At 49.8% G+C, this 18,757-nt stretch carries 16 protein-coding genes and 1 pseudogene; 1 reads left to right on the top strand and 16 read right to left on the bottom strand.

What is annotated here, in order from left to right; genetic code table 11:
• Positions 1-82 precede the first annotated feature (82 nt).
• Positions 83-841, bottom strand: coding sequence for a complement resistance protein TraT (locus ELR70_RS10570; RefSeq protein ID WP_054014219.1), 759 nt, complete (start codon positions 839-841; stop codon positions 83-85).
• Positions 842-979: 138 nt separating this feature from the next.
• On the opposite strand from ELR70_RS10570, the gene ELR70_RS10575 reads away from it, so the two are divergent.
• Positions 980-3,361 (top strand): hypothetical protein, encoded by a 2,382-nt coding sequence (locus ELR70_RS10575; protein ID WP_054014218.1) that lies wholly within the window; start codon positions 980-982, stop codon positions 3,359-3,361.
• Between the two features lie 42 nt (positions 3,362-3,403).
• On the opposite strand, the gene ELR70_RS10580 is transcribed toward ELR70_RS10575, so the two are convergent.
• The 15 genes and pseudogenes from ELR70_RS10580 to leuS form a co-directional block, all read right to left on the bottom strand.
• Positions 3,404-4,114, bottom strand: coding sequence for an autoinducer binding domain-containing protein (locus ELR70_RS10580; protein ID WP_054014217.1), 711 nt, complete (start codon positions 4,112-4,114; stop codon positions 3,404-3,406).
• A gap of 81 nt (positions 4,115-4,195) precedes the next feature.
• Positions 4,196-5,440: a class I SAM-dependent methyltransferase gene (locus ELR70_RS10585; protein ID WP_054014216.1), complete on the bottom strand. Its 1,245-nt coding sequence runs from the start codon at positions 5,438-5,440 to the stop codon at positions 4,196-4,198.
• A 424-nt stretch (positions 5,441-5,864) separates the two neighbouring features.
• Positions 5,865-6,830 (bottom strand): lipoyl synthase, encoded by a 966-nt coding sequence (gene lipA, locus ELR70_RS10590; RefSeq protein ID WP_046004199.1) that lies wholly within the window; start codon positions 6,828-6,830, stop codon positions 5,865-5,867.
• Positions 6,827-7,480, bottom strand: coding sequence for a lipoyl(octanoyl) transferase LipB (lipB, locus tag ELR70_RS10595; protein ID WP_054014215.1), 654 nt, complete (start codon positions 7,478-7,480; stop codon positions 6,827-6,829). Before lipB ends, lipA begins: the two co-directional genes overlap by 4 nt.
• Before the next feature lie 14 nt (positions 7,481-7,494).
• Positions 7,495-7,773, bottom strand: coding sequence for a DUF493 family protein YbeD (gene ybeD, locus ELR70_RS10600; RefSeq protein ID WP_040644649.1), 279 nt, complete (start codon positions 7,771-7,773; stop codon positions 7,495-7,497).
• A gap of 140 nt (positions 7,774-7,913) precedes the next feature.
• Positions 7,914-9,077, bottom strand: a complete 1,164-nt coding sequence (locus ELR70_RS10605) for a serine hydrolase (protein ID WP_054014246.1) — start codon at positions 9,075-9,077, stop codon at positions 7,914-7,916.
• A gap of 54 nt (positions 9,078-9,131) precedes the next feature.
• Positions 9,132-9,893 (bottom strand): septal ring lytic transglycosylase RlpA family protein, encoded by a 762-nt coding sequence (locus tag ELR70_RS10610; protein WP_054014214.1) that lies wholly within the window; start codon positions 9,891-9,893, stop codon positions 9,132-9,134.
• Complete coding sequence (gene rodA / locus ELR70_RS10615) at positions 9,893-10,999, bottom strand: rod shape-determining protein RodA (RefSeq protein WP_054014213.1); 1,107 nt, start codon at positions 10,997-10,999, stop codon at positions 9,893-9,895. Before rodA ends, ELR70_RS10610 begins: the two co-directional genes overlap by 1 nt.
• Positions 10,996-12,867, bottom strand: coding sequence for a penicillin-binding protein 2 (mrdA, locus tag ELR70_RS10620; RefSeq protein WP_054014212.1), 1,872 nt, complete (start codon positions 12,865-12,867; stop codon positions 10,996-10,998). Before mrdA ends, rodA begins: the two co-directional genes overlap by 4 nt.
• A gap of 8 nt (positions 12,868-12,875) precedes the next feature.
• Positions 12,876-13,346 carry a 23S rRNA (pseudouridine(1915)-N(3))-methyltransferase RlmH gene (gene rlmH / locus ELR70_RS10625; RefSeq protein ID WP_010382641.1) on the bottom strand — a complete coding sequence of 157 codons (471 nt, stop codon included), beginning with the start codon at positions 13,344-13,346 and terminating at the stop codon, positions 12,876-12,878.
• A gap of 1 nt (position 13,347) precedes the next feature.
• The gene (rsfS, locus tag ELR70_RS10630; RefSeq protein WP_054014211.1) at positions 13,348-13,665 is read right to left on the bottom strand and encodes a ribosome silencing factor; all 318 of its coding nucleotides are present in this window, start codon (positions 13,663-13,665) and stop codon (positions 13,348-13,350) included.
• Between the two features lie 99 nt (positions 13,666-13,764).
• Positions 13,765-14,409: a nicotinate-nucleotide adenylyltransferase gene (gene nadD, locus ELR70_RS10635; protein WP_054014210.1), complete on the bottom strand. Its 645-nt coding sequence runs from the start codon at positions 14,407-14,409 to the stop codon at positions 13,765-13,767.
• A pseudogene (gene holA, locus ELR70_RS10640) lies at positions 14,406-15,442 on the bottom strand (DNA polymerase III subunit delta). Before holA ends, nadD begins: the two are co-directional and overlap by 4 nt.
• Positions 15,442-15,942 carry an LPS assembly lipoprotein LptE gene (lptE, locus tag ELR70_RS10645; RefSeq protein ID WP_054014245.1) on the bottom strand — a complete coding sequence of 167 codons (501 nt, stop codon included), beginning with the start codon at positions 15,940-15,942 and terminating at the stop codon, positions 15,442-15,444. The pseudogene holA and the gene lptE overlap by 1 nt, the downstream one beginning before the upstream one ends.
• A 32-nt stretch (positions 15,943-15,974) precedes the next feature.
• On the bottom strand, positions 15,975-18,563 hold the full coding sequence (gene leuS, locus ELR70_RS10650; RefSeq protein WP_054014208.1) for a leucine--tRNA ligase: 2,589 nt from the start codon (positions 18,561-18,563) through the stop codon (positions 15,975-15,977).
• Positions 18,564-18,757: the final 194 nt, after the last annotated feature.

The raw sequence follows: 18,757 nt of genomic DNA on the forward strand, positions 1-18,757 counted from the left end.
GGTTATTATTGTTGTGAAATAAGCCGCACTACATGGAGTCAGCGTACGGCTTAGGGACATAAACTCTTGGTTTATTTGGTTATCAGAGTAATCCTGAGATTGAGTTAACCAGCCCTTCAATGAGCTTGGGGCGAGCTTCGGCAAATTCCAGGTTCATTTTGTTCGCGGTAGAGATCACGCGGGTTTGATATTTTTTGCGGTCGGTCACCTCATTGGAGGTAACCGCTTTGTAGCCTGAATTCCCCTGTTTGAGCTTGGCCTGGTTGTTTTCCTGTACTTCCACGCCTTGTTTGGCGCGCTCTGAGACCTGTAAGTCGGTGACTATGTTGTAATACACGTCTTCCACCATGGCATCGGCGACAAAGCCTGCTGTGGCACCTAAAATGCCGGCAGCTGCCTGTCCACGACCACCGCCAAACTGTGCACCCACCATAGCACCGGCTAACGCGCCCCCGTAACCTTGCGCGAGGATCCCGCGGGATTCATCAGCCGTGGTTCTGCCGGCTTTTAAAATATTGGCCTGGATCCAGAAATGGGCTTTGTCCGGGTCTGAGACAATTTTATATCCCTTGCTGCTGATTGCGCTGCGTACTTCCTCAGCAATACTGAGCTCCTGCTTATCTGAGGTATTACGCAGTTGTAAAAAGACTGTGCGTTTTTCGCTGCCGACGGGATCGAGAAAGATTGAGTCGCTCATTTTGGTTTCGACTCGCAGGTCTCGTTTTTTTACCGCTGTTTGCATTGCAGAGCAGGCTACCAGCTGGGACAAAACCAGCAGTGCAAAAACGAAAGTCAGTACACGTTGTACTTTGAAAGTATGTGATGTGTATAAGGTTTCCATGATTCCCTCTATGTGTTTGTTAGTTTCACAATGGATTGTGGATCGCTTAACAGAATCTGAACAGGGTGGAAATTTCTACCCTTGAGCTTGGCAAAATCTGTTTCATCATGATGTTTTAACCAAACAGTGGGGTGAAATATGAAACAGGGATTAAGTGCATTGTTATTGTGCATGCTGGTGGGGTGTGGTGGCTCTGGTGAGCAACCCGAGGCTCAGCAGCCGGCAGATAACGAGGCTCAACAGCCTGTAGATAAAGTGTCTCAACAGGTTGCGCAGATAGCACCTGTGCAACCAGAGATCCAGTTGCATTATGCTGATCAAAGCGCTGTGCTTGAATTTAAGGTGTACGATGCGCAAGGCAAACCCATGGAGGAAGTGACACTGAGTTATGAGGTGTCAGATGAGTCGCTGATTGCTGTTGATAGTAGCGGCACTATTACCAGTCTTGGCGGCACGGGCACCGCCAGCATTGTTGCTTACTGGGGGCAGGTGCGGTCGCCGTCGGTACAGGTGCATAGCTATGGCTTTAAATCCGACGTTCAGCTTATTGACGATAGCGCTGTTACTGAGGTTTTGCATCAAGATGACCTGGGGAAAATCGTCATAAATACAACGGCTGGCATAGAGGCTAAACCGGGTGAGCTGTGGGTGAACTTGGGAGAAACCCCCTTTTTGGGTCGGGTTGGCGAACAAACGGAACAGTCGGGTGAACAGATAGTACTCGATGCTGTACCGCTGAGCGATGCCATTGAAAACCTGGACTACCAGGATGAAGTGGCGTTTGAACTGGATAAAGAGATACTGCGCGAGGCTTTTGGCGAAGAAGCCGAAATTATTGAAGATGAACAGGGGTTTACCATAACCTTTACGGCAACAGATGGGCAAAGCCGAGCTGCCCAGCAAACCTCGGATGCGCAAAAAACGGCTACACCGGCCATCTCTACCCAGTGTGAATCGTCTTATGGTAAGCAATTTTCATGGTCAGGGGAGCAGCGCTTTTCGGTTGAAAAGAAAACGCTCAGGAGCATTATTCGTCTCAGGCATAGTCATTTCAGGGCCGAACTACTGGGAGAGCTTGGTCTGCGGTTTCATAACCAGTTTAGTCTACATGGCCAGGTAGACGGGGACTTTTCCTGCCATTTCCTGACGCGCTCTTTTAAAATCCCGTTATTAAATGCGTCTTTGCTTAGGCTGATCAGTCCCAGAGTGCAACTGGCATTTGGCGTGGGCGGGGCAGCCTCAGCAACGGCTGATATCAATGTAGTTAACCAGCTCGATTTATCTGGCCAGCTCCATCTGGGGGTAGAGTGTGGCAGCCAGTGTAATACTTTGCCGGTTACCACTACGCTTAGCAGCCGCTTTACCCATAACCTGAACAATCCGGATAGCTTTGCAACTCAGGCCAGTGTTGAGCTTAATGGCTACATTATGCCGAAACTGCTATTACGCTCTTTTTCGGTGCTGGACATCGAGTTCTCTGCACAATCACACCTTCAGGCAGCCAATCATAATTATCAGTTAAAACACTATCTGGCAGGCGGAGAGAGCCCTGATTTTGCAGTGGATGCAGATATGTCGGTGCGACTGGGGGAAGATTTAGCCAGAGCGCTGACTCGCGTGAGCATCGAGCTGGGGGCGCAAGACTGGCAGGAGGAAATCTACCACAATGCACTGTATCGTGGGCAGAGCCTAAAAGCCCGCGAGCCTGAGTTATTGAACGACAAATCCATTCAGCAACTCGCTGTGACGACGACCATAGATCATGACGACAGCTTCAAGCCCTTTATAGACTCTCAGGCGATGGCCGGGGGGAAGTTGAATCTGGCATTCTATACTGGCCCAGCCGTTTACAATGAAGCGGCGTCACTGACCCCTTTTACGCCAGATAATGTCGCATTTGATGCGTCGTCCTCTATGCTGGAGGTTGGCATCAATACCGCTGCGCTGAAAGTCGAGCAGCAACAGTTGTATACGTTTTACCAGCCAAGTTTTATGCCCGGGCTGAGCTTTTTGTTAAGCGTTAGCGAGTTATGTCGTGACGTGGTGATTGTAGGCGATCATCCCGATAAGGCGTTCAGTCGCAGCCGGATCAAGGCCTATGAGGTGCCAGATTTGTCCTCAGAGTTTTATGTTGAGCTGGAGGCCGGCACTGAGGCGACCCTTACCCGGGTTATTTCCGAAGATTCTACCGTGCCCGTTCCTGGCTGGTATCAAATTGCTATTGACGAAGAAGGCCCTGAGCAGACACGGTACTGGGTCTGGTTTGAAGGGCTATATTTACCCGAGCAGCAAAATTGCAGCGTGTCAGATTCCTATCTGGCGAACCCGGCAAGTGGTGTGAGCTTACTCATGGATAAGGCCGAGTTCACTGCCGAGCCGGTATGCTATGCACTGGCAGGCAGTGAAGTGGAAATACTGAGTTCTGAATCGACCTGGCAACAGGTACGGGTATTATCGGGTGAGTGTCGTTCAAAAACGGGGTGGGTCGGGCGCGAATCGGTGCACAGCTACAGCCAGTAATGTTCTGCATACAACACAATGCGGGCCTGTGACGTGGCAGGCCTAAAAGAAAAAATGGCCGAGGCTGTAGAGCAGTTGGTCTTTACTGATATTACCGTGTTTTTTACGAAACTTATCAAGTACCTTAGTGGCATAGCGGTAGCTGATCCCGGTGTGATCCTCGATTTGTTTCATTGGTTTTCCTGAGATCAGGTGGCGAAACACTTGCTGCTCTGTCGGGTTGATGGAGACTATCCGGTTGAATAACATGGTCATAAATTGATTATCTGAAAACAACTTCGCATGCAGTGCATTGGCCAGCAGAGTCAGTGCATTGAGGTCTTCGTTAAGGAAAAGCGTAAAGCGGCTGTCGCTAAGGTCGGAGAAAACGGTCACGCAGGCAAAGCCGCGTTGATCTTGCATAACCGGAATAGTCAGTCCGTTATGTATATCGTAGTCATAACGGGGCACCTCAATAACATTGCGTTCAACAGCGCTGACGTTCCTGCTCTGAGCTTCGTGCCACCAGGGTAAGGGGTTACGATAACCCGATAAGGCTGCATGGAAAATAAAGTCATTGGCAATCAGGTTTTCGGCACTGTAATGGTGCAAAAAATTGGCTCTGGCGGGATCGGTTAATTCTATGATGGGTTGATTTTCAGCGTCCGGATGAAGCGCGGAGTTAGGCACAAAACAATAAAAGCCAGACTCAAAGCCAAATAGTCTGATTGCTTCAGAGAACTTCTTAAGACACGTTTGCGTGTCTGTTGCCATGAGGAGATCTTGTAAAAACGTGCCTTGTTTCAAAACTAACTTCCGAACTGAAAAAGGGCGGCAGAGCCGCCCGGTTTGGTTTTATTGTTTGACTGCCTGGATCAGGTTTACCGCGCCATCAAAATAATCACTGCTTTGGGTTTTAATCTCTAATCCCAATGACGTTAACCATTCACACAAGTCTTCCAGCGGGAAAAAGTGCGCGCCGAAGGTCTTAACGAGTTCGATGTTTTTATTGCAAAATTCATCGAACAAGGGGTGCTGTCCCCAGCGACCTTTTTCATTTGCCAGCAACTGGGCCATTTTTTCCTCTGTCATATTTGGGTTTGGATTTGCCAACCATAAAGTCCCCCCTTTTTTTAGCTGATTGGCCAAGTGCTTAAGCTGCTCATAGGGATACTGCGCAGCATATAAGCTATTGATAGAGCATAGGGTTTTAACACCAAACCCCGACACATAAAACTGCTCAGTCCGTCCTTGCTCTGCACAGGCCTGGGTAAAACCCAGTTCGTTGATCCGGGTTTGCGCTCCCAGCACCATCAACGGGTTTTGATCTATGCCGTGATACTCTAGCTGCCTGTTTGGTATAAACTTAAGCAAGTTTGCCGGGCCGCAGCCTACATCCAACACAGGGCCGTCGAGTTGCTCTGCAACATCCAGATACACCTCTTGTTGCACACTGGTAATAATTTCAGTGAAGGAGCGCTGATAGGGCCCCCAGACAGCATCACTGTTGCATGTTTCTCTCACTAACGTTGCCATGCTTCCTTCATAGTATTTAAATGTGGCACTTGGGCTTCGGCGGATAAATCTGGCTGCAGCTTTGCCCAGCGTCTGGCAATCCATACTAATTGCTGTCACTGGTACGTCAGAACCCACGTGTATGTCGCAATTTTGTTTATGAATTGTAGCATCTAAATTATCCGTATAGAAAGGTTCATGCTCAGTTATTATTGCATAAAGCTTGCTTATCCCCAGTCGTTGTGCAGTATCGAATAAAATACTGTATAGCGTATTTGGTCGGATCTGATTGATAGAAGCCAGTTGGCCAACGGTTGCAACATATCTGAGTGCATGCTCATCTTGTCCAAACAGGTGTCCATAACAGCTTTCCCGGATACTGAAATGATGTATCAAGCCAAACACTGCGACCAGTCTTTTGCCCAGAAAACAGCCAAAGAAGCGGATCTTGTTTTTTCGAATGCTCTTCACTGTGTGTTTCGCATCCTTTAGCCGTTTGTCATACTGCTTGTTTAGCAGTTCTAAGCCGGCATTAATTTGCTTAGTTGTAATTAATTCCTCAACGTATACTTTTTTGATTTTCATCACAATTTCCTCAATTGTGATGAGCGCTCATCAGGTTTATTAAATGAATTCGAACTCAAGCTCGGGATAAAGAATATCGAAGCGAGCGACTGGCTTCAGAGCAGACAAGCTTGTGACTGTACCCACCAAGGGTTCTTAATGAGCGAGAGGAAAGTTATAAAAAGCAATTAATAATCAATTTGTTAGCTTTGTTTTTTGCACATGGCGTGTGATGTTTCGTTGAGATACGCTAAAACAAGCTTGTTAAATGGCCTGATTTTGCAGGTACAAGGGCGAAAATTAATTTAAAGAAAATAGAAAAAAGTGTGTTTTGATTGTTTTTTGTTCACTTTGAACAAGCTTGTTTGGGTAGAGATAGACATAAAAAGGCAGGCATAAAAAAACGCGACACTCAGGTCGCGCTTTTCTTGTTTATGGTGAGACGTTACTTAACCTCTTTACCCGCGGCTTGCTGATCAGCGTGGTAGCTGGAGCGTACGAACGGGCCGCAGGCGGCGTGGCTGAAGCCAATTTCGTCGGCGTACTCTTTCAGCGCATCGAACTCTGCAGGTGGCACGTAGCGTTTTACCGGCAGGTGGTGCTTAGACGGTGCCAGGTATTGGCCAACGGTGAGCATGTCGACGTTATGCTCACGCAAGTCGCGCAGTACTTCTTCGATTTCTGACATCTCTTCACCCAGACCGACCATCAGGCCAGACTTGGTTTTCACCTCAGGGTGCGCTTCTTTAAAGCGGCGCAACAGCTCCAGTGACCATTTATAGTCGGCACCCGGACGCGCCATTTTGTACAGGCGTGGTGCGGTTTCCAGGTTGTGGTTAAACACATCTGGTGGCGTCTCGGTTAAGATCTCCAGTGCGCGGTCCATCCGGCCACGGAAATCCGGTACCAGGATCTCAATGGTAATCCCCGGGTTGTGCTTGCGAATTTCACGAATACAGTCGGCAAAGTGCTGAGCACCACCGTCACGCAGGTCATCACGGTCAACCGACGTGATCACAACGTATTTCAGCTTCATGTCTTTGATGGTCAATGCCAGTTTCTCTGGCTCTGCTGCATCTGGTTTGAGCGGGCGACCGTGTGCCACGTCACAGAATGGGCAGCGACGGGTACAGATGGCACCCAAAATCATAAAGGTCGCCGTACCGTGGTTAAAACACTCTGACAGGTTAGGGCATGATGCTTCTTCACAGACTGAGTGCAGACCGTGCTTGCGCATTGCCTGTTTGATGCCATCAATACGCTCGCTGGATTTTGGCAGACGGATCTTCAGCCAGTCCGGCTTGCGGAGCATTTCATCACGCTCGGTTGGCATTACTTTAACCGGGATCAACGCCATTTTTTCTGCGTCGCGGAGCTTTACCCCTGGCTCAATTTTCACTGGTTTACTCATTCGTTTTCAAACCCCTGGGTGTGTATAACCTGCTCGGCCGCGAGGCGCTTGAGCATATGTTCTACCAGGCCATTGCCCGCATCGTTAAGCGTAGCAGGGCCATTAAGTTGACTGGTTTGCACCATTTCCATGCCGGCATAGCCACATGGGTTGATGCGTAAAAATGGACTCATATCCATGTTGACGTTCAGCGCCAGACCATGAAACGAGCAACCCCGACGGACCCGCAGCCCTAAAGAGGCGATTTTGGCGTCATTGACATAAACACCCGGTGCATCTGGTTTGGCATAAGCTTCAATGTCATGGTCTTTAAGCATGTCGATGATGGTTTCTTCGAGCCAGGTGACCAGCTCGCGCACCCCAATCTTTAGTCGGCGTAGGTTAAACAGCACATACATCATCTGCTGGCCCGGGCCATGGTAGGTGACCTGGCCACCTCTATCGACTTTGACGACAGGAATATCACCAGGGGCTAACAGGTGTTCGGCTTTACCAGCCTGACCCTGAGTAAATACCGGCTCGTGTTCAACCAACCAGATCTCATCCGGGCTGTTATCATCACGGGTGTCGGTAAACGACTGCATTTTTTGCCAGATTGGCTCGTAAGCCTGGCGGCCCAGTTGACGAACTATGATACTGCGGTTGCTCATATCGGTGTTGCGCCTTATAGCACGTATCGGACGTCTGGCAGTGAACCTATCTCAGTGTAGATCTGCTCGATGTGCTCTTTAGACGTCACAGTGGCAACCAGGGTGACGGATTCATAGTTGCCTTTGCTGCTTGGCTTAGTTTTAGGTGCATAGTCACCAGGTGCCAAAGTTTGCATCTTTGCCACAACCTGATCGGTCAGGTTGACATTCGCCAGACCCATGATCTTGAAGGTAAACGGGCAAGGGAACTCTAAGTACTCGTCAAACTTAGTATTTTTTACAGGTGTTACCACAACGGTATCCTCACTACTTGGCTGGGTCTGAACAGACCCCGGCACACTACATATCTTGGCGGGCATTCTAGCATTTTTGCGGCAAAAAAAAACGCCTCCGGTGAGAGGCGTCTGTGATTATAAGCCCACTAATAACGGGGTTATTGCATGATCTGTAAACGTAAGTAGTCGTAGATCTTGCTGAAGAAGCTGCCTTCTTCTATTTCTTCAAGCGTTACCAGCGGGTACTGAGCGATGTCTTCGCCTTCCAGTTGCAAGAATAGAGTACCAACCTTGCTGCCCTTTGCCAGTGGCGCTTCGAGGGTTTTATCCAGCTCAAAATGCGCTTTCAGGTTTTTACGCTGACCACGTGGAATAGTAATAGGCGTATCCTGAGCAATACCCAGCGATACGGTTTCTTTGTTGCCCATCCAGATACGTTGATCGGCAAAGCTGTCGCCTGCTTTATAAGGGGTAATGGTTTCGAAGAAGCGGAAGCCGTAGTTCAGAAGTTTTTTACTTTCTACCTTACGGGCTCGCTCACTGGCTGTGCCCATAACAACAGCAATTAGACGCATATCGCCTTTGGTCGCTGAGGTAACTAAACTATAGCCGGCCTCAGAGGTGTGACCTGTTTTGATGCCGTCGACATCCAGGCTGGCATCCCACAGCAAGGAGTTACGGTTGTACTGCTTAATGCCATTAAAGGTGAACGACTTCTCTTTGTAGATGGCGTACTCTTCAGGCACATCACGAATCAGCGCTGCGCCCAGGGTAGCCATGTCTCTGGGGGTGGTGTAATGCTCGTCGGTATCCAGGCCATGACTGTTTACAAAATGGGTGTTGGTCATCCCGAGCTTCTCGCCGTGGGCATTCATCAGGTCGGCAAAGGCACTCTCGCTGCCAGCGATATGCTCTGCCAGCGCAACACAGGCGTCGTTACCTGACTGAATGATTACGCCGCGGTTGAGGTCTTCAACACTGACCTGTTTACCCACTTCGATAAACATCTTGGAAGATTCCGGAAAGTTTTTCGCCCAGGCTTTTTCACTGATGGTGACCATGTCTTCATTGGCAATATTACCGGCCAGCAGCTCGGTACCAATCACATAGCTGGTCATCATTTTAGTTAAACTAGCCGGAGCCAGTTTGGTGTCCGGGTTGCCTTCTGCGATGACTTTACCGGTTGTAAAGTCAACCAGAAAGTAGCCCTTAGCACTGACCTGAGGTGGTGAAGGCAAGATCTGTGCACTGGCCGAAAACAGGGTGAACGAACACACGGCACCCACTAAGTGTTTAATAAATTTAGGTTTGAAAACTGTCATTATGCTCGCTTTTTGGTTGTTGATCGGCATGTTTAAATGTCATTACTGAATATTTTAAAGTTCATGTTCTGTGTAAAGCAAGAAGGCGCGATTAAATTCACCCTGGCGTAATGTTTCTAAGAGTTTCTGCGCCGTGTTATCGTCGGTGATCGGACCTAGTCTCAGCTTGTATAAATTGTCCTCAAAGGCAATTGGCGCGGCGAGCTGAAATTGCTGCGACAAAGTACTGGCCAGCGCCTGCACATTTTCAATGTTGCTAGCGGCTGCGACCTGTACGTAGGTTAGCCTGGGCGTATCGCGTGCTATGGTAAGGGCTTCTATCTTAACCTGTGCTGTACCCTGGCGATGAAAGCCCAGTTTATAGGCGGCGGCATAGGACAGGTCAATCAGGCGGTCATCGTGAAACGGTCCACGGTCATTCACCCTGACGATGGCGCTTTTGCCATTTTCGACATTGGTAACTCGGACAAAGCTTGGCAGAGGCAGCGTTTTATGGGCTGCGGTCATATCAAACATATTGAATACTTCACCATTAGAGGTGTAGTAGCCATGGAACTTATGCCCATACCAGGATGCAGTACCTTGTGCCTGATAGCCTTTTTCATCTGACATCGGCGTGTAACGCTTTCCCAGTACTTCGTACGGACGACCCGCACTGACGCTTTTGGCTTCGCTGGTGATCAGTGCATCTTGCATCTCCAGCTCAGTGGGCGCGCGCAGCGGTGCTTTATCCTGTTTCACATGATAGCGACTGCTACAGGCGCTTAATACAACAACAAAGCCCAGTAATGCAGCTTGTTTAAACGTCCTCTTCATCACTTCAATAACATCCTCTTATCTGTGGCTATCGACATAATAATGCCAAACCCGGCCATCAGGGTCACCATGGAGGTGCCGCCATAACTGATCAACGGCAGTGGCACCCCAACGACAGGGAGCAGGCCTGATACCATGCCAATATTTACAAAAATATATACGAAAAAGGTCAGTGTCAGTGCGCCGGCGAGCAGTTTACTGAAGGCATCCTGTGCGTTTACGGCAACGTAGAGTCCCCGGCCAATAATAAACAAATACAGGCTCAGTAAAATCACCACACCGGTGAGCCCGAATTCTTCACTTAACACGGAAAAAATGAAGTCAGTATGACGCTCAGGCAAAAACTCCAGTTGCGACTGGGTGCCTTGCAGCCAGCCCTTGCCCTCAATGCCGCCGGAGCCAATGGCGATTTTTGATTGTATGATGTGATAGCCAGAGCCAAGCGGGTCACTTTCTGGGTCTAAAAAGGTCAGGACCCGTTGTTTCTGATAAGCGTGCATACCAAAGTGCCACAGCGCAAAGCCGCCTGGCACGGCGAGTAGCATACCTGAGCCAATCAGTTTCCAGCTGAGCCCGCCAAGAAATAGCACAAATATCCCTGAGCTGGCGATGAGGATAGAGGTGCCCAGATCGGGTTGCTCCTTGATGAGCAAGGTTGGCACCAGCACAATCGCAAAGCCAACAATAATGTGGATAAAGCGCGGTGGCATATGGTGGCGCCCAATATACCAGGCAACCATCATGGGAACAGCGACTTTCATGATTTCGGACGGTTGAAAACGGGTAATGCCCAGATCCAACCAGCGCTGCGCGCCTTTACTGCTGACCCCGACAAACAATACGGCAATCAGCATCAGCAGGCCAACGGTGTACATGGGGAACACTAGCCTTTTTAAAGTATTGGGCGACAGCTGTGCTACCAACAGCATAGCCGCAAAGGCGGCAAACATACGTTTGCTGTGGCGCACCACCATGTCCATATCCTGACCACTGGCACTGTAGACTATGGTGATACTGCCAACCATCATCGCCAGCATAGCGAGCAGCAGCGGCAGGTCGATATGCAGTCGTTGCCAGATGGTACGCTGTTGATTCAACGGACTCATTGTCCCTCCGTGTCACTGGGATAAGTGGCAAAATAATAATCCATCAGCTGCCTGGCGATGGGTGCTGCTATGGATGAACCCGCCCCCTGGTTCTCTACCACAATGGCGACCACAATACGTGGATCATTATAGGGAGCGAATCCGGTGTAAATGGCGTTATCTCTGTGCCGTTCTTGTAATTTTTCTGCGTCGTACTTTTCACCCTGGGCAATACTGACGATTTGTGCTGTACCCGTTTTACCTGCCGGATCATAGGTTGCGCCTTTGAATGCTTTGTGGGCCGTGCCGGTGGTTTTATAAACCGTGTTGTGCATCGCCTCCAGGGCAATGCGCCAGTGATCCGGATTTTTTAACACTACAGGTGGTTTTTCATCGGTGTACATTTGCGTGACTTCATTGTCATGGCGGGCAACCTGAGCCAGATGTGGTGGCCGGTGCGCGCCTTTGTTAACCAAAATAGACACCGCATTGGCAATCTGAATAGGGGTGGCAGTCCAGTAACCCTGCCCAATGCCGACGGAAATAGTGTCGCCAGGCCACCAGTTTTCTCTGAAGCGCTGGCGCTTCCAATCTGTGGTGGGCATGATAGCACTGGTTTCTTCATAGATGTCTATGCCAGAGAGGTCACCAAAACCAAACTGGCTCATAAAGTTACTGATCTTGGTGATGCCAAGCTGATAAGCGGTATGGTAAAAATAGGTGTCGCAGGACTCTTCAATGGCTTTGTATACATCCACGTGGCCATGTCCCCAGCGCTTCCAGTCACGCCAGCGGTGATCGACGTTGGGGATCTGGAAAAAACCCGGATCCCAAAGTTTGGTTTGCTCTGTGACCAGCTCTTCTTCCAGTGCCAGGATAGCCAGATGCGGCTTAACTGTGGATGCTGGCGCATAGCGGCCCTGTGTAACCCGATTGATCAGTGGCCTGTCTGGATTAAGTAGCTCACGATATTCTTTACTGCTGATCCCATGGACAAACAGGTTCGGGTCATAGCTTGGGTTGGAGTACATGGCCAGCACACCGCCGTCTTTGGGATCGAGCACAACAATGGCACCCCGCACGTCCTCCAGTGCTTTTTGGGCTATCTGTTGCAGGCCGATATCCATGGTCAGGACGAGATCTTCACCAGGCTGTGGTGGTTCGACGCCTAAAGTACGAATGATACGGCCACGGTTATTGACCTCAACGCGTTGTGAACCGACTACGCCATGCAGTCGCGATTCATAAAACTTTTCTATGCCCAGCTTGCCGATATCCCGGGTTGCGCGATAGTTGCTGGCATGGCCTTCAGACTCGAGCTCGTCGAGCTCCTTTTTATTCAGCTTGGCAACATAACCCAGCGCGTGGGTTAGGGTATCGCCGTAGGGGTAATAACGAGCCAGCCGCGCCTCAATACTGAAGCCGGGAAATTTATGTTGATTGACCGAGAAAATGGCCACTTCTTGTTCGTCCAAGCGGCCTTTGAGTATCTGGCTTTTGAAGCGACGATTATGACGTATGTCTTTACGAAACTCTTCTACTTGCTGATCGCTGATGTCGATCAGGGTCCGGACCTGAGTCAATGCCGTGTCGAGATCATCGACGTCTTCGGGGATCACTTCCAGATTATAAACTGGGCGATTTTCGGCCAGGATGATGCCATTTCGGTCGTATATTAACCCGCGGTTAGGTGCGACCGGAATGACTTTAATACGGTTGTCGTTGGAGCGGGTTTGGTAGGTCTCGTGCTCAGTGACCTGTAACTTGTACACATTGTGCAGCAAGATCCCTATCAGAGTCACCACGAATACGAAGCCAATAAAGGCGCGACGCGCAAACAGGTTTGCTTCTGCGCTATGGTCGCGGATCGTCGGCCTGTGATTGAGCATAATGGTGACTATTCCCTGTGATAAGGATGGTTGTTATTTAAACTCCAGCCCCGATACAGGCTTTCTGCCACCACAATTCGCACCAGCGGGTGGGGGAGTGTCAGATTGGACAGCGACCATTTTTGCTCGGAAGCGGCGATACATTCCGGCGCCAGGCCTTCAGGTCCGCCTATCAGCAAGCTAACATCACGGCCATCCAGTTGCCACTTTTCCATATTACTGGCAAGCTGGTGGGTGTCCCAAGGTTTGCCCGTCACTTCTAAAGTCACTATGCGGTTACCTTTGGGGATCGCGGCCAGGGTCTTTTCACCCTCTTGCTGCAAAATGCGTTTGATATCTGCATTTTTACCCCGCTTACCGGCGGAGATCTCAATCAGCTCCAGCGGCATGTCTTTGGGAAAACGCCGTTGATATTCCTTAAAGCCGGTTTCTACCCAGCCAGGCATTTTGGTACCGACTGCGATTAGCTGGATCTTCACATTAACCCCAGAGTTTTTCTAGGTCGTAGAAGTCACGCGTCTGATCTTGCATGACGTGGACAACGACATCGCCCAGATCGACCAATACCCATTCGCCTGTGTCCTGTCCTTCCTGGCCCAGCGGTGTTTCGCCTGCATGGCGCGCTTCTTTAGCGACATGATCGGCAATGGATTGCACGTGGCGCTTGGAGTTGCCAGAACAGATAACCATATAATCAGTGACGGAAGAGGTATTTCTTACATCAAGGTGAACAATATCGCGGGCTTTCATATCATCGACTTTGTCTAAGGCAAAATCTAGTAATTGTTTTGAATCCAAATCTCTGTCTCTTTGCTACAAATAAGCGGCAATTGTAACACGGTTAGCGGGGGGAAACTCAAGTCTGTAACTGGGGTTACACGTCCATCTCTGCCGGGTTTATGTGTTGTCGCGATTGCTTAGGTACAATTGATGTGCCTGAATATACTCTAGGACTGTATTATTCAGCCAAGGTTCAACCACTTGGCGGTGTTTTATCGCGTTTCTGATGGTACTGGACGCAGCATCAAATGGCTGGCCCGGTAAAAAATAGCACAGGCCGCTTAATTGAGCGCTAAGTTGGGCAGGCTCTGTGCAACGCGCGCCTCTGAGGTAATCCTGTAATGCCTCTGACGGCGCAAAAGCATCCCCCGGCCTTTGGTATACCACGATATGGCACAGCGAGATGATTTCTTGCCAGCGATACCATTTATCAAGGCTATTGAAAGAGTCCATTCCCATTAAGAATACGATCGCGCACTGCGGATATTCGGCTTTTATCTCTTGCAGAGTGAGCAAAGAGTATGAAGGCGTATCACGTTCCAGTTCACGGCGATCTATGGTAAATCTTGGGTCGCTGGCTGTGGCCAGCTGTAACATGGCCAGTCTGTCGTCTGTGCTGATGGCCGGGCCTTGTTTATGTACTGGCAGGGCGTTGGGCAGAAAACGCAATTCAGACAAGCCCAATGTGTTGGCACACTCCGTAGCCATATTGATGTGGCCCAGATGAACCGGATCGAAAGTGCCACCGAACAGCGCTATCATAGTTGCTCCTGATAGGGCAAAGAGAATGGCAACGACTGACAAAAGCTCAGTGCAATGTGTGCCAGTGCCTGGTAGGGCGCAACCAAAATATTACGCTTGTAGGCAGAGTCGAATTCAGCCAGCAGCACCAGTAGTTGCTCAAGCTGAGCAGTATTGAGTCTGTCTAGTGCCTGTTGGGTATTTTGTTGCTGATTTTTCCAGACATTATGCTTTTTGAACGCTTCGGGTGTTGGCGTACCTGCCTGGATCAGGTGTTTAAGGTTCAACAGCAACTGGGCTTGATTGTGTAGTGTCCAGGCAATACTTGCGGGCTCTACGTTATCGTGTGCCAGTTTGTTCAATACCTTGATCAGCGTGCGAGGATTACCGCGCAACAGTCCATCATTGAGGTCGAAGATGTCAAATTTGGCCTGATTAAGCAGGCCGTTGAGCAGTTTTTCCTGATCTATGGGGCGTTCTTATACAGCAACGATAGTTTTTCCAGTTCCTGGTGCGTTGCCAGTAAGTTCCCCTCGGTTGCCTGCAACAGGCTACGTTTGGCGTCATTATGCAAGTTCAGCCTGAGCCGTTTACACTCATCATCCAGCCAGCGTTGTAAGTGGTAGCCTGTTAGTGCATAGCAGGGGACAAACAAACCTTGCTTATCCAGCGCCTTAAACCAGGCGCTGCGCTGAATCTCCTGGGCGGCCTTAGCGCCTTTGAGAATCAAGATCACGTCTGGATTCGGATGTGCCGCTAACTCTTTAAGGATGTTGACACCCGGCGTCGGCGGCTTTTGTTGGTTGAGATCAAATTCGATGAGGGTTTTGGCGCTGAACAGTGACATGCTGTTGTATTGATTCACCAGCTCCTGCCAGTCAAAGCCGGGTAACAGACTGAATTTGATGACTTCATCGAATCCCTGATTTTTAGCAACCTGACGTACTGAGGTGACGCACTGGGCTTCCTGGAAAGGCTCTTCACCAAAAATCAGATAGAACGGATGCAGGCCCTGTTTTAGCTGACCTGCCAATTGGTTTGCATAACACCGCATTAGAGTTGAGACAATTCGCGAATAATGCGACGGCTGGCCAGCTGGCGCAGCTCGCTGAGAATAATCTCCCGCTCCTGAGACTTGCCCAGGGCATTGTCCGGATCATCCTGATAGTTGCGGTATAGCTCGAATTCCTGCTCGACAGGCTCCAGGCCCGGACGAGTGAGACGGTAGCGAACGCTGTAGGCCAGTTCATATTGTGCCACCTGACCATTTTTGAACAGGCTGAGTGTTTGACGTTCTAGTGAGTCTCTGTACAGGTGAAGTTCAACTGCATCCTGCCCATTGCCGAGTTTCGGTGACGGCAGTAATTTGACCTGAGCACGTCTGAGTTCTTGCTTCAGGCTGTTGTACAAAGCCGACTTAGTGTCATTACCACTCAGGTACAGGGTTTTTAGATCTTCAGGTAAATAAGAGGCCTTCTTTAACTGAAACCCACAGCCTGACAGCGCCACACAGGCAAACAACGCCAGCATGATAACATGCCAGCGTCTTGTCATACTGAATAAAGGTGTATTCAGCAGGGTAGCCATTAGTTGGCTACCACATTAAACAGCTTACCCGGTACGTAAATTTTCTTACGTATGGTTTTACCGTCGGTAAACTTAAGTACGTTCTCATCGGCAAAGGCCAATGCTTCGATCTGCTCTTGAGTTGCATCTGCAGCTACCGTTAGCTTAGTACGCAATTTACCATTGACCTGAACAACGATCAGTTTCTCGTCTTCAACCAAAGCTGTAGCGTCAACCTGTGGCCAGCGAGCGTCCAGAACATCACCTTGCTTGCCCAGTTGCTCCCATAGTTCATGAGACAGGTGCGGTGTGATTGGGGCCAGCATGATGATCATGGCTTCCAGTGCTTCGTTAGCCAGTGCGATGTCTTGTGTGTCTTTCAGCGGTGCTTTGGCCAGCTTGTTCGACAGCTCCATGATAGCCGCAATGGCGGTGTTGAAGGTCTGACGACGCTCAACATCATCGGTTACTTTCGCGATGGTCTTGTGGATCTCACGGCGCAATGTCTTCTGTGCGCTGCTCAGTGCATTCAGGTCCAGCTCGGCAGTACCGGCGGCTTTTACATCGACAGCAAATTTCCAGACCCGACGCAAGAAGCGGTGTGCGCCTTCTACGCCCGAATCAGACCATTCCAGCGTTTGCTCTGGTGGTGCAGTAAACATCATAAACAAGCGCACGGTGTCGGCACCGTATTGCTTAATAACGATCTGCGGGTCGATACCGTTGTTCTTTGACTTAGACATCTTGCTCATGCCCGCTGAGAATACCGGCTCACCATCGTCTTTGTGCCACGCCTTAGTGATGCGGCCTTTGTCGTCGGTTTCGGTTTCTACGTCGGTAGGTGAAATCCAGATATCACCGCCTTTTTCATCTTTGCGGTAGTAAGTCTCTGCCAGTACCATGCCCTGACATAGCAAGCGCTCGAACGGCTCACTTGAATTGACCAAACCAAAATCGCGCAGCAGTTTGTGGAAGAAACGCGCATACAGCAGGTGCAGGATAGCGTGCTCAATACCACCAATGTACTGGTTAACCGGCAGCCAGTAGTTTGCTGCGCCCGGCTCTAACATGCCTTCATCGTAACGCGGGCTGCAGTAGCGCGCATAATACCAGGATGACTCCATAAAGGTGTCGAAAGTATCTGTCTCGTGGAATACCTGCTCGCCATTGACGGTTGCTTTGGCCCACTCTGGGTCTGATTTAATCGGCGAGGTCACGCCATCCATTACCACGTCCTCTGGCAGGCGCACTGGTAACATGTCTTCGCTGGCTGCCAGCTCACTGCCGTCTGCTTTGTTCAGCATTGGAATTGGAGAACCCCAATAACGCTGACGGCTGACACCCCAGTCGCGCAGGCGGAAGTTGACTTTACGCTTACCGGCATTGATGCCTTCCAGTTTGTCAGCAATGGCGTTGAAGGCACCGTCAAAGTCCAGGCCATCGAACTCACCTGAGTTGATTAACACGCCTTTTTCAGTAAATGCCGCTTCATCAAGGTTTGCTTCTTGCTCGCTGTCGGCAGCCGGGGCAATCACTTGCTTGATTTCCAGCCCGTAAGCGCTGGCAAATTCGTAGTCGCGCTGGTCGTGACCCGGTACCGCCATGACGGCACCTGAGCCGTAATCCATCAGTACAAAGTTAGCAACCCAGATAGGGACCTGCTTACCGGTGAGTGGGTGGATAGCGTAAAAGCCGGTCGCGATGCCTTTTTTGTCCATAGTGGCCATGTCAGCTTCGGCAACTTTGGTGTTTTTACACTCTTCAACAAACGCAGCGATGTCGGCGTTGTTTTTTGCCGCTTCCTGGGCAATCGGGTGACCCGCAGCCACTGCCACGTAAGTCACACCCATAAAAGTATCAGGGCGTGTTGTATAAACGGTGAACTGCTCATCATTGTCTGCGCGCTTGAAGTCGATTTCCAGACCTTCCGAGCGACCGATCCAGTTACGCTGCATGGTTTTCACCTGCTCTGGCCAGTGCTCAAGCTGGTCCAAATCGTCCAGCAGCTCCTGCGCATAGTCGGTGATCTTGATGAACCACTGTGGAATTTCTTTTTGCTCCACGATGGCGCCTGAACGCCAGCCGCGGCCATCGATAACCTGTTCGTTGGCCAGTACTGTCTGGTCAACCGGGTCCCAGTTTACCGTTGACATTTTTTTGTAGACCAGGCCCTTTTCGTACAACTTGGTGAAGAACCATTGTTCCCACTTGTAGTAATCCGGGTGACAGGTCGCGATTTCACGGTCCCAGTCATAACCAAAACCAAGCAGCTTTAACTGGTTACGCATGTAATCAATGTTTTCGTAGGTCCACTTTGCAGGTGCCGTGTTGTTCTTGATCGCGGCATTTTCTGCTGGCAGGCCAAATGCGTCCCAACCCATAGGTTGCATCACATTTTTGCCCTGGAGTCGTTGGAAACGCGAGACCACATCACCGATGGTGTAGTTACGAACGTGACCCATGTGCAGACGACCACTTGGGTACGGGAACATAGACAGACAGTAGTATTTTTCTTTTGATTCGTCTTCAACAACTTTGAAGCTGTTGTTTTGTTCCCAATGGGATTGAACTTTAGGTTCGATTTCTTGCGGGTTGTATTGCTCTTGCATTGACGTTTCCAGACTTCTTGCAAACTAATTTGAAAATTGCCGATAGCATACCCCAAAAAACGCGCTGATCACAGCGCTTCACAGCGGAATTATTACAGCAAATTGGCGCTATGGCAGTGATTTGTTTCAGGACTGTGACGTCAGCTGAACTATACTGAAGAAGTAGTAACTTAAAAGTGCTGTGAAATAACGTG

It is taken from the genome of Pseudoalteromonas sp. R3 (genome assembly GCF_004014715.1).
Taxonomy (GTDB): domain Bacteria; phylum Pseudomonadota; class Gammaproteobacteria; order Enterobacterales; family Alteromonadaceae; genus Pseudoalteromonas.

Bases quoted from the DNA above. Each gene is read 5' to 3' on its own strand.
- ELR70_RS10570 (WP_054014219.1), bottom strand. From the start codon at position 841: ATGGAAACCTTATACACATCACATACTTTCAAAGTACAACGTGTACTG.
- ELR70_RS10575 (WP_054014218.1), top strand. From the start codon at position 980: ATGAAACAGGGATTAAGTGCATTGTTATTGTGCATGCTGGTGGGGTGT.
- ELR70_RS10580 (WP_054014217.1), bottom strand. From the start codon at position 4,114: ATGGCAACAGACACGCAAACGTGTCTTAAGAAGTTCTCTGAAGCAATC.
- ELR70_RS10585 (WP_054014216.1), bottom strand. From the start codon at position 5,440: ATGAAAATCAAAAAAGTATACGTTGAGGAATTAATTACAACTAAGCAA.
- lipA (WP_046004199.1), bottom strand. From the start codon at position 6,830: ATGAGTAAACCAGTGAAAATTGAGCCAGGGGTAAAGCTCCGCGACGCA.
- lipB (WP_054014215.1), bottom strand. From the start codon at position 7,480: ATGAGCAACCGCAGTATCATAGTTCGTCAACTGGGCCGCCAGGCTTAC.
- ELR70_RS10605 (WP_054014246.1), bottom strand. From the start codon at position 9,077: ATGACAGTTTTCAAACCTAAATTTATTAAACACTTAGTGGGTGCCGTG.
- ELR70_RS10610 (WP_054014214.1), bottom strand. From the start codon at position 9,893: ATGAAGAGGACGTTTAAACAAGCTGCATTACTGGGCTTTGTTGTTGTA.
- rodA (WP_054014213.1), bottom strand. From the start codon at position 10,999: ATGAGTCCGTTGAATCAACAGCGTACCATCTGGCAACGACTGCATATC.
- mrdA (WP_054014212.1), bottom strand. From the start codon at position 12,867: ATGCTCAATCACAGGCCGACGATCCGCGACCATAGCGCAGAAGCAAAC.
- nadD (WP_054014210.1), bottom strand. From the start codon at position 14,409: ATGATAGCGCTGTTCGGTGGCACTTTCGATCCGGTTCATCTGGGCCAC.
- lptE (WP_054014245.1), bottom strand. From the start codon at position 15,942: ATGACAAGACGCTGGCATGTTATCATGCTGGCGTTGTTTGCCTGTGTG.
- leuS (WP_054014208.1), bottom strand. From the start codon at position 18,563: ATGCAAGAGCAATACAACCCGCAAGAAATCGAACCTAAAGTTCAATCC.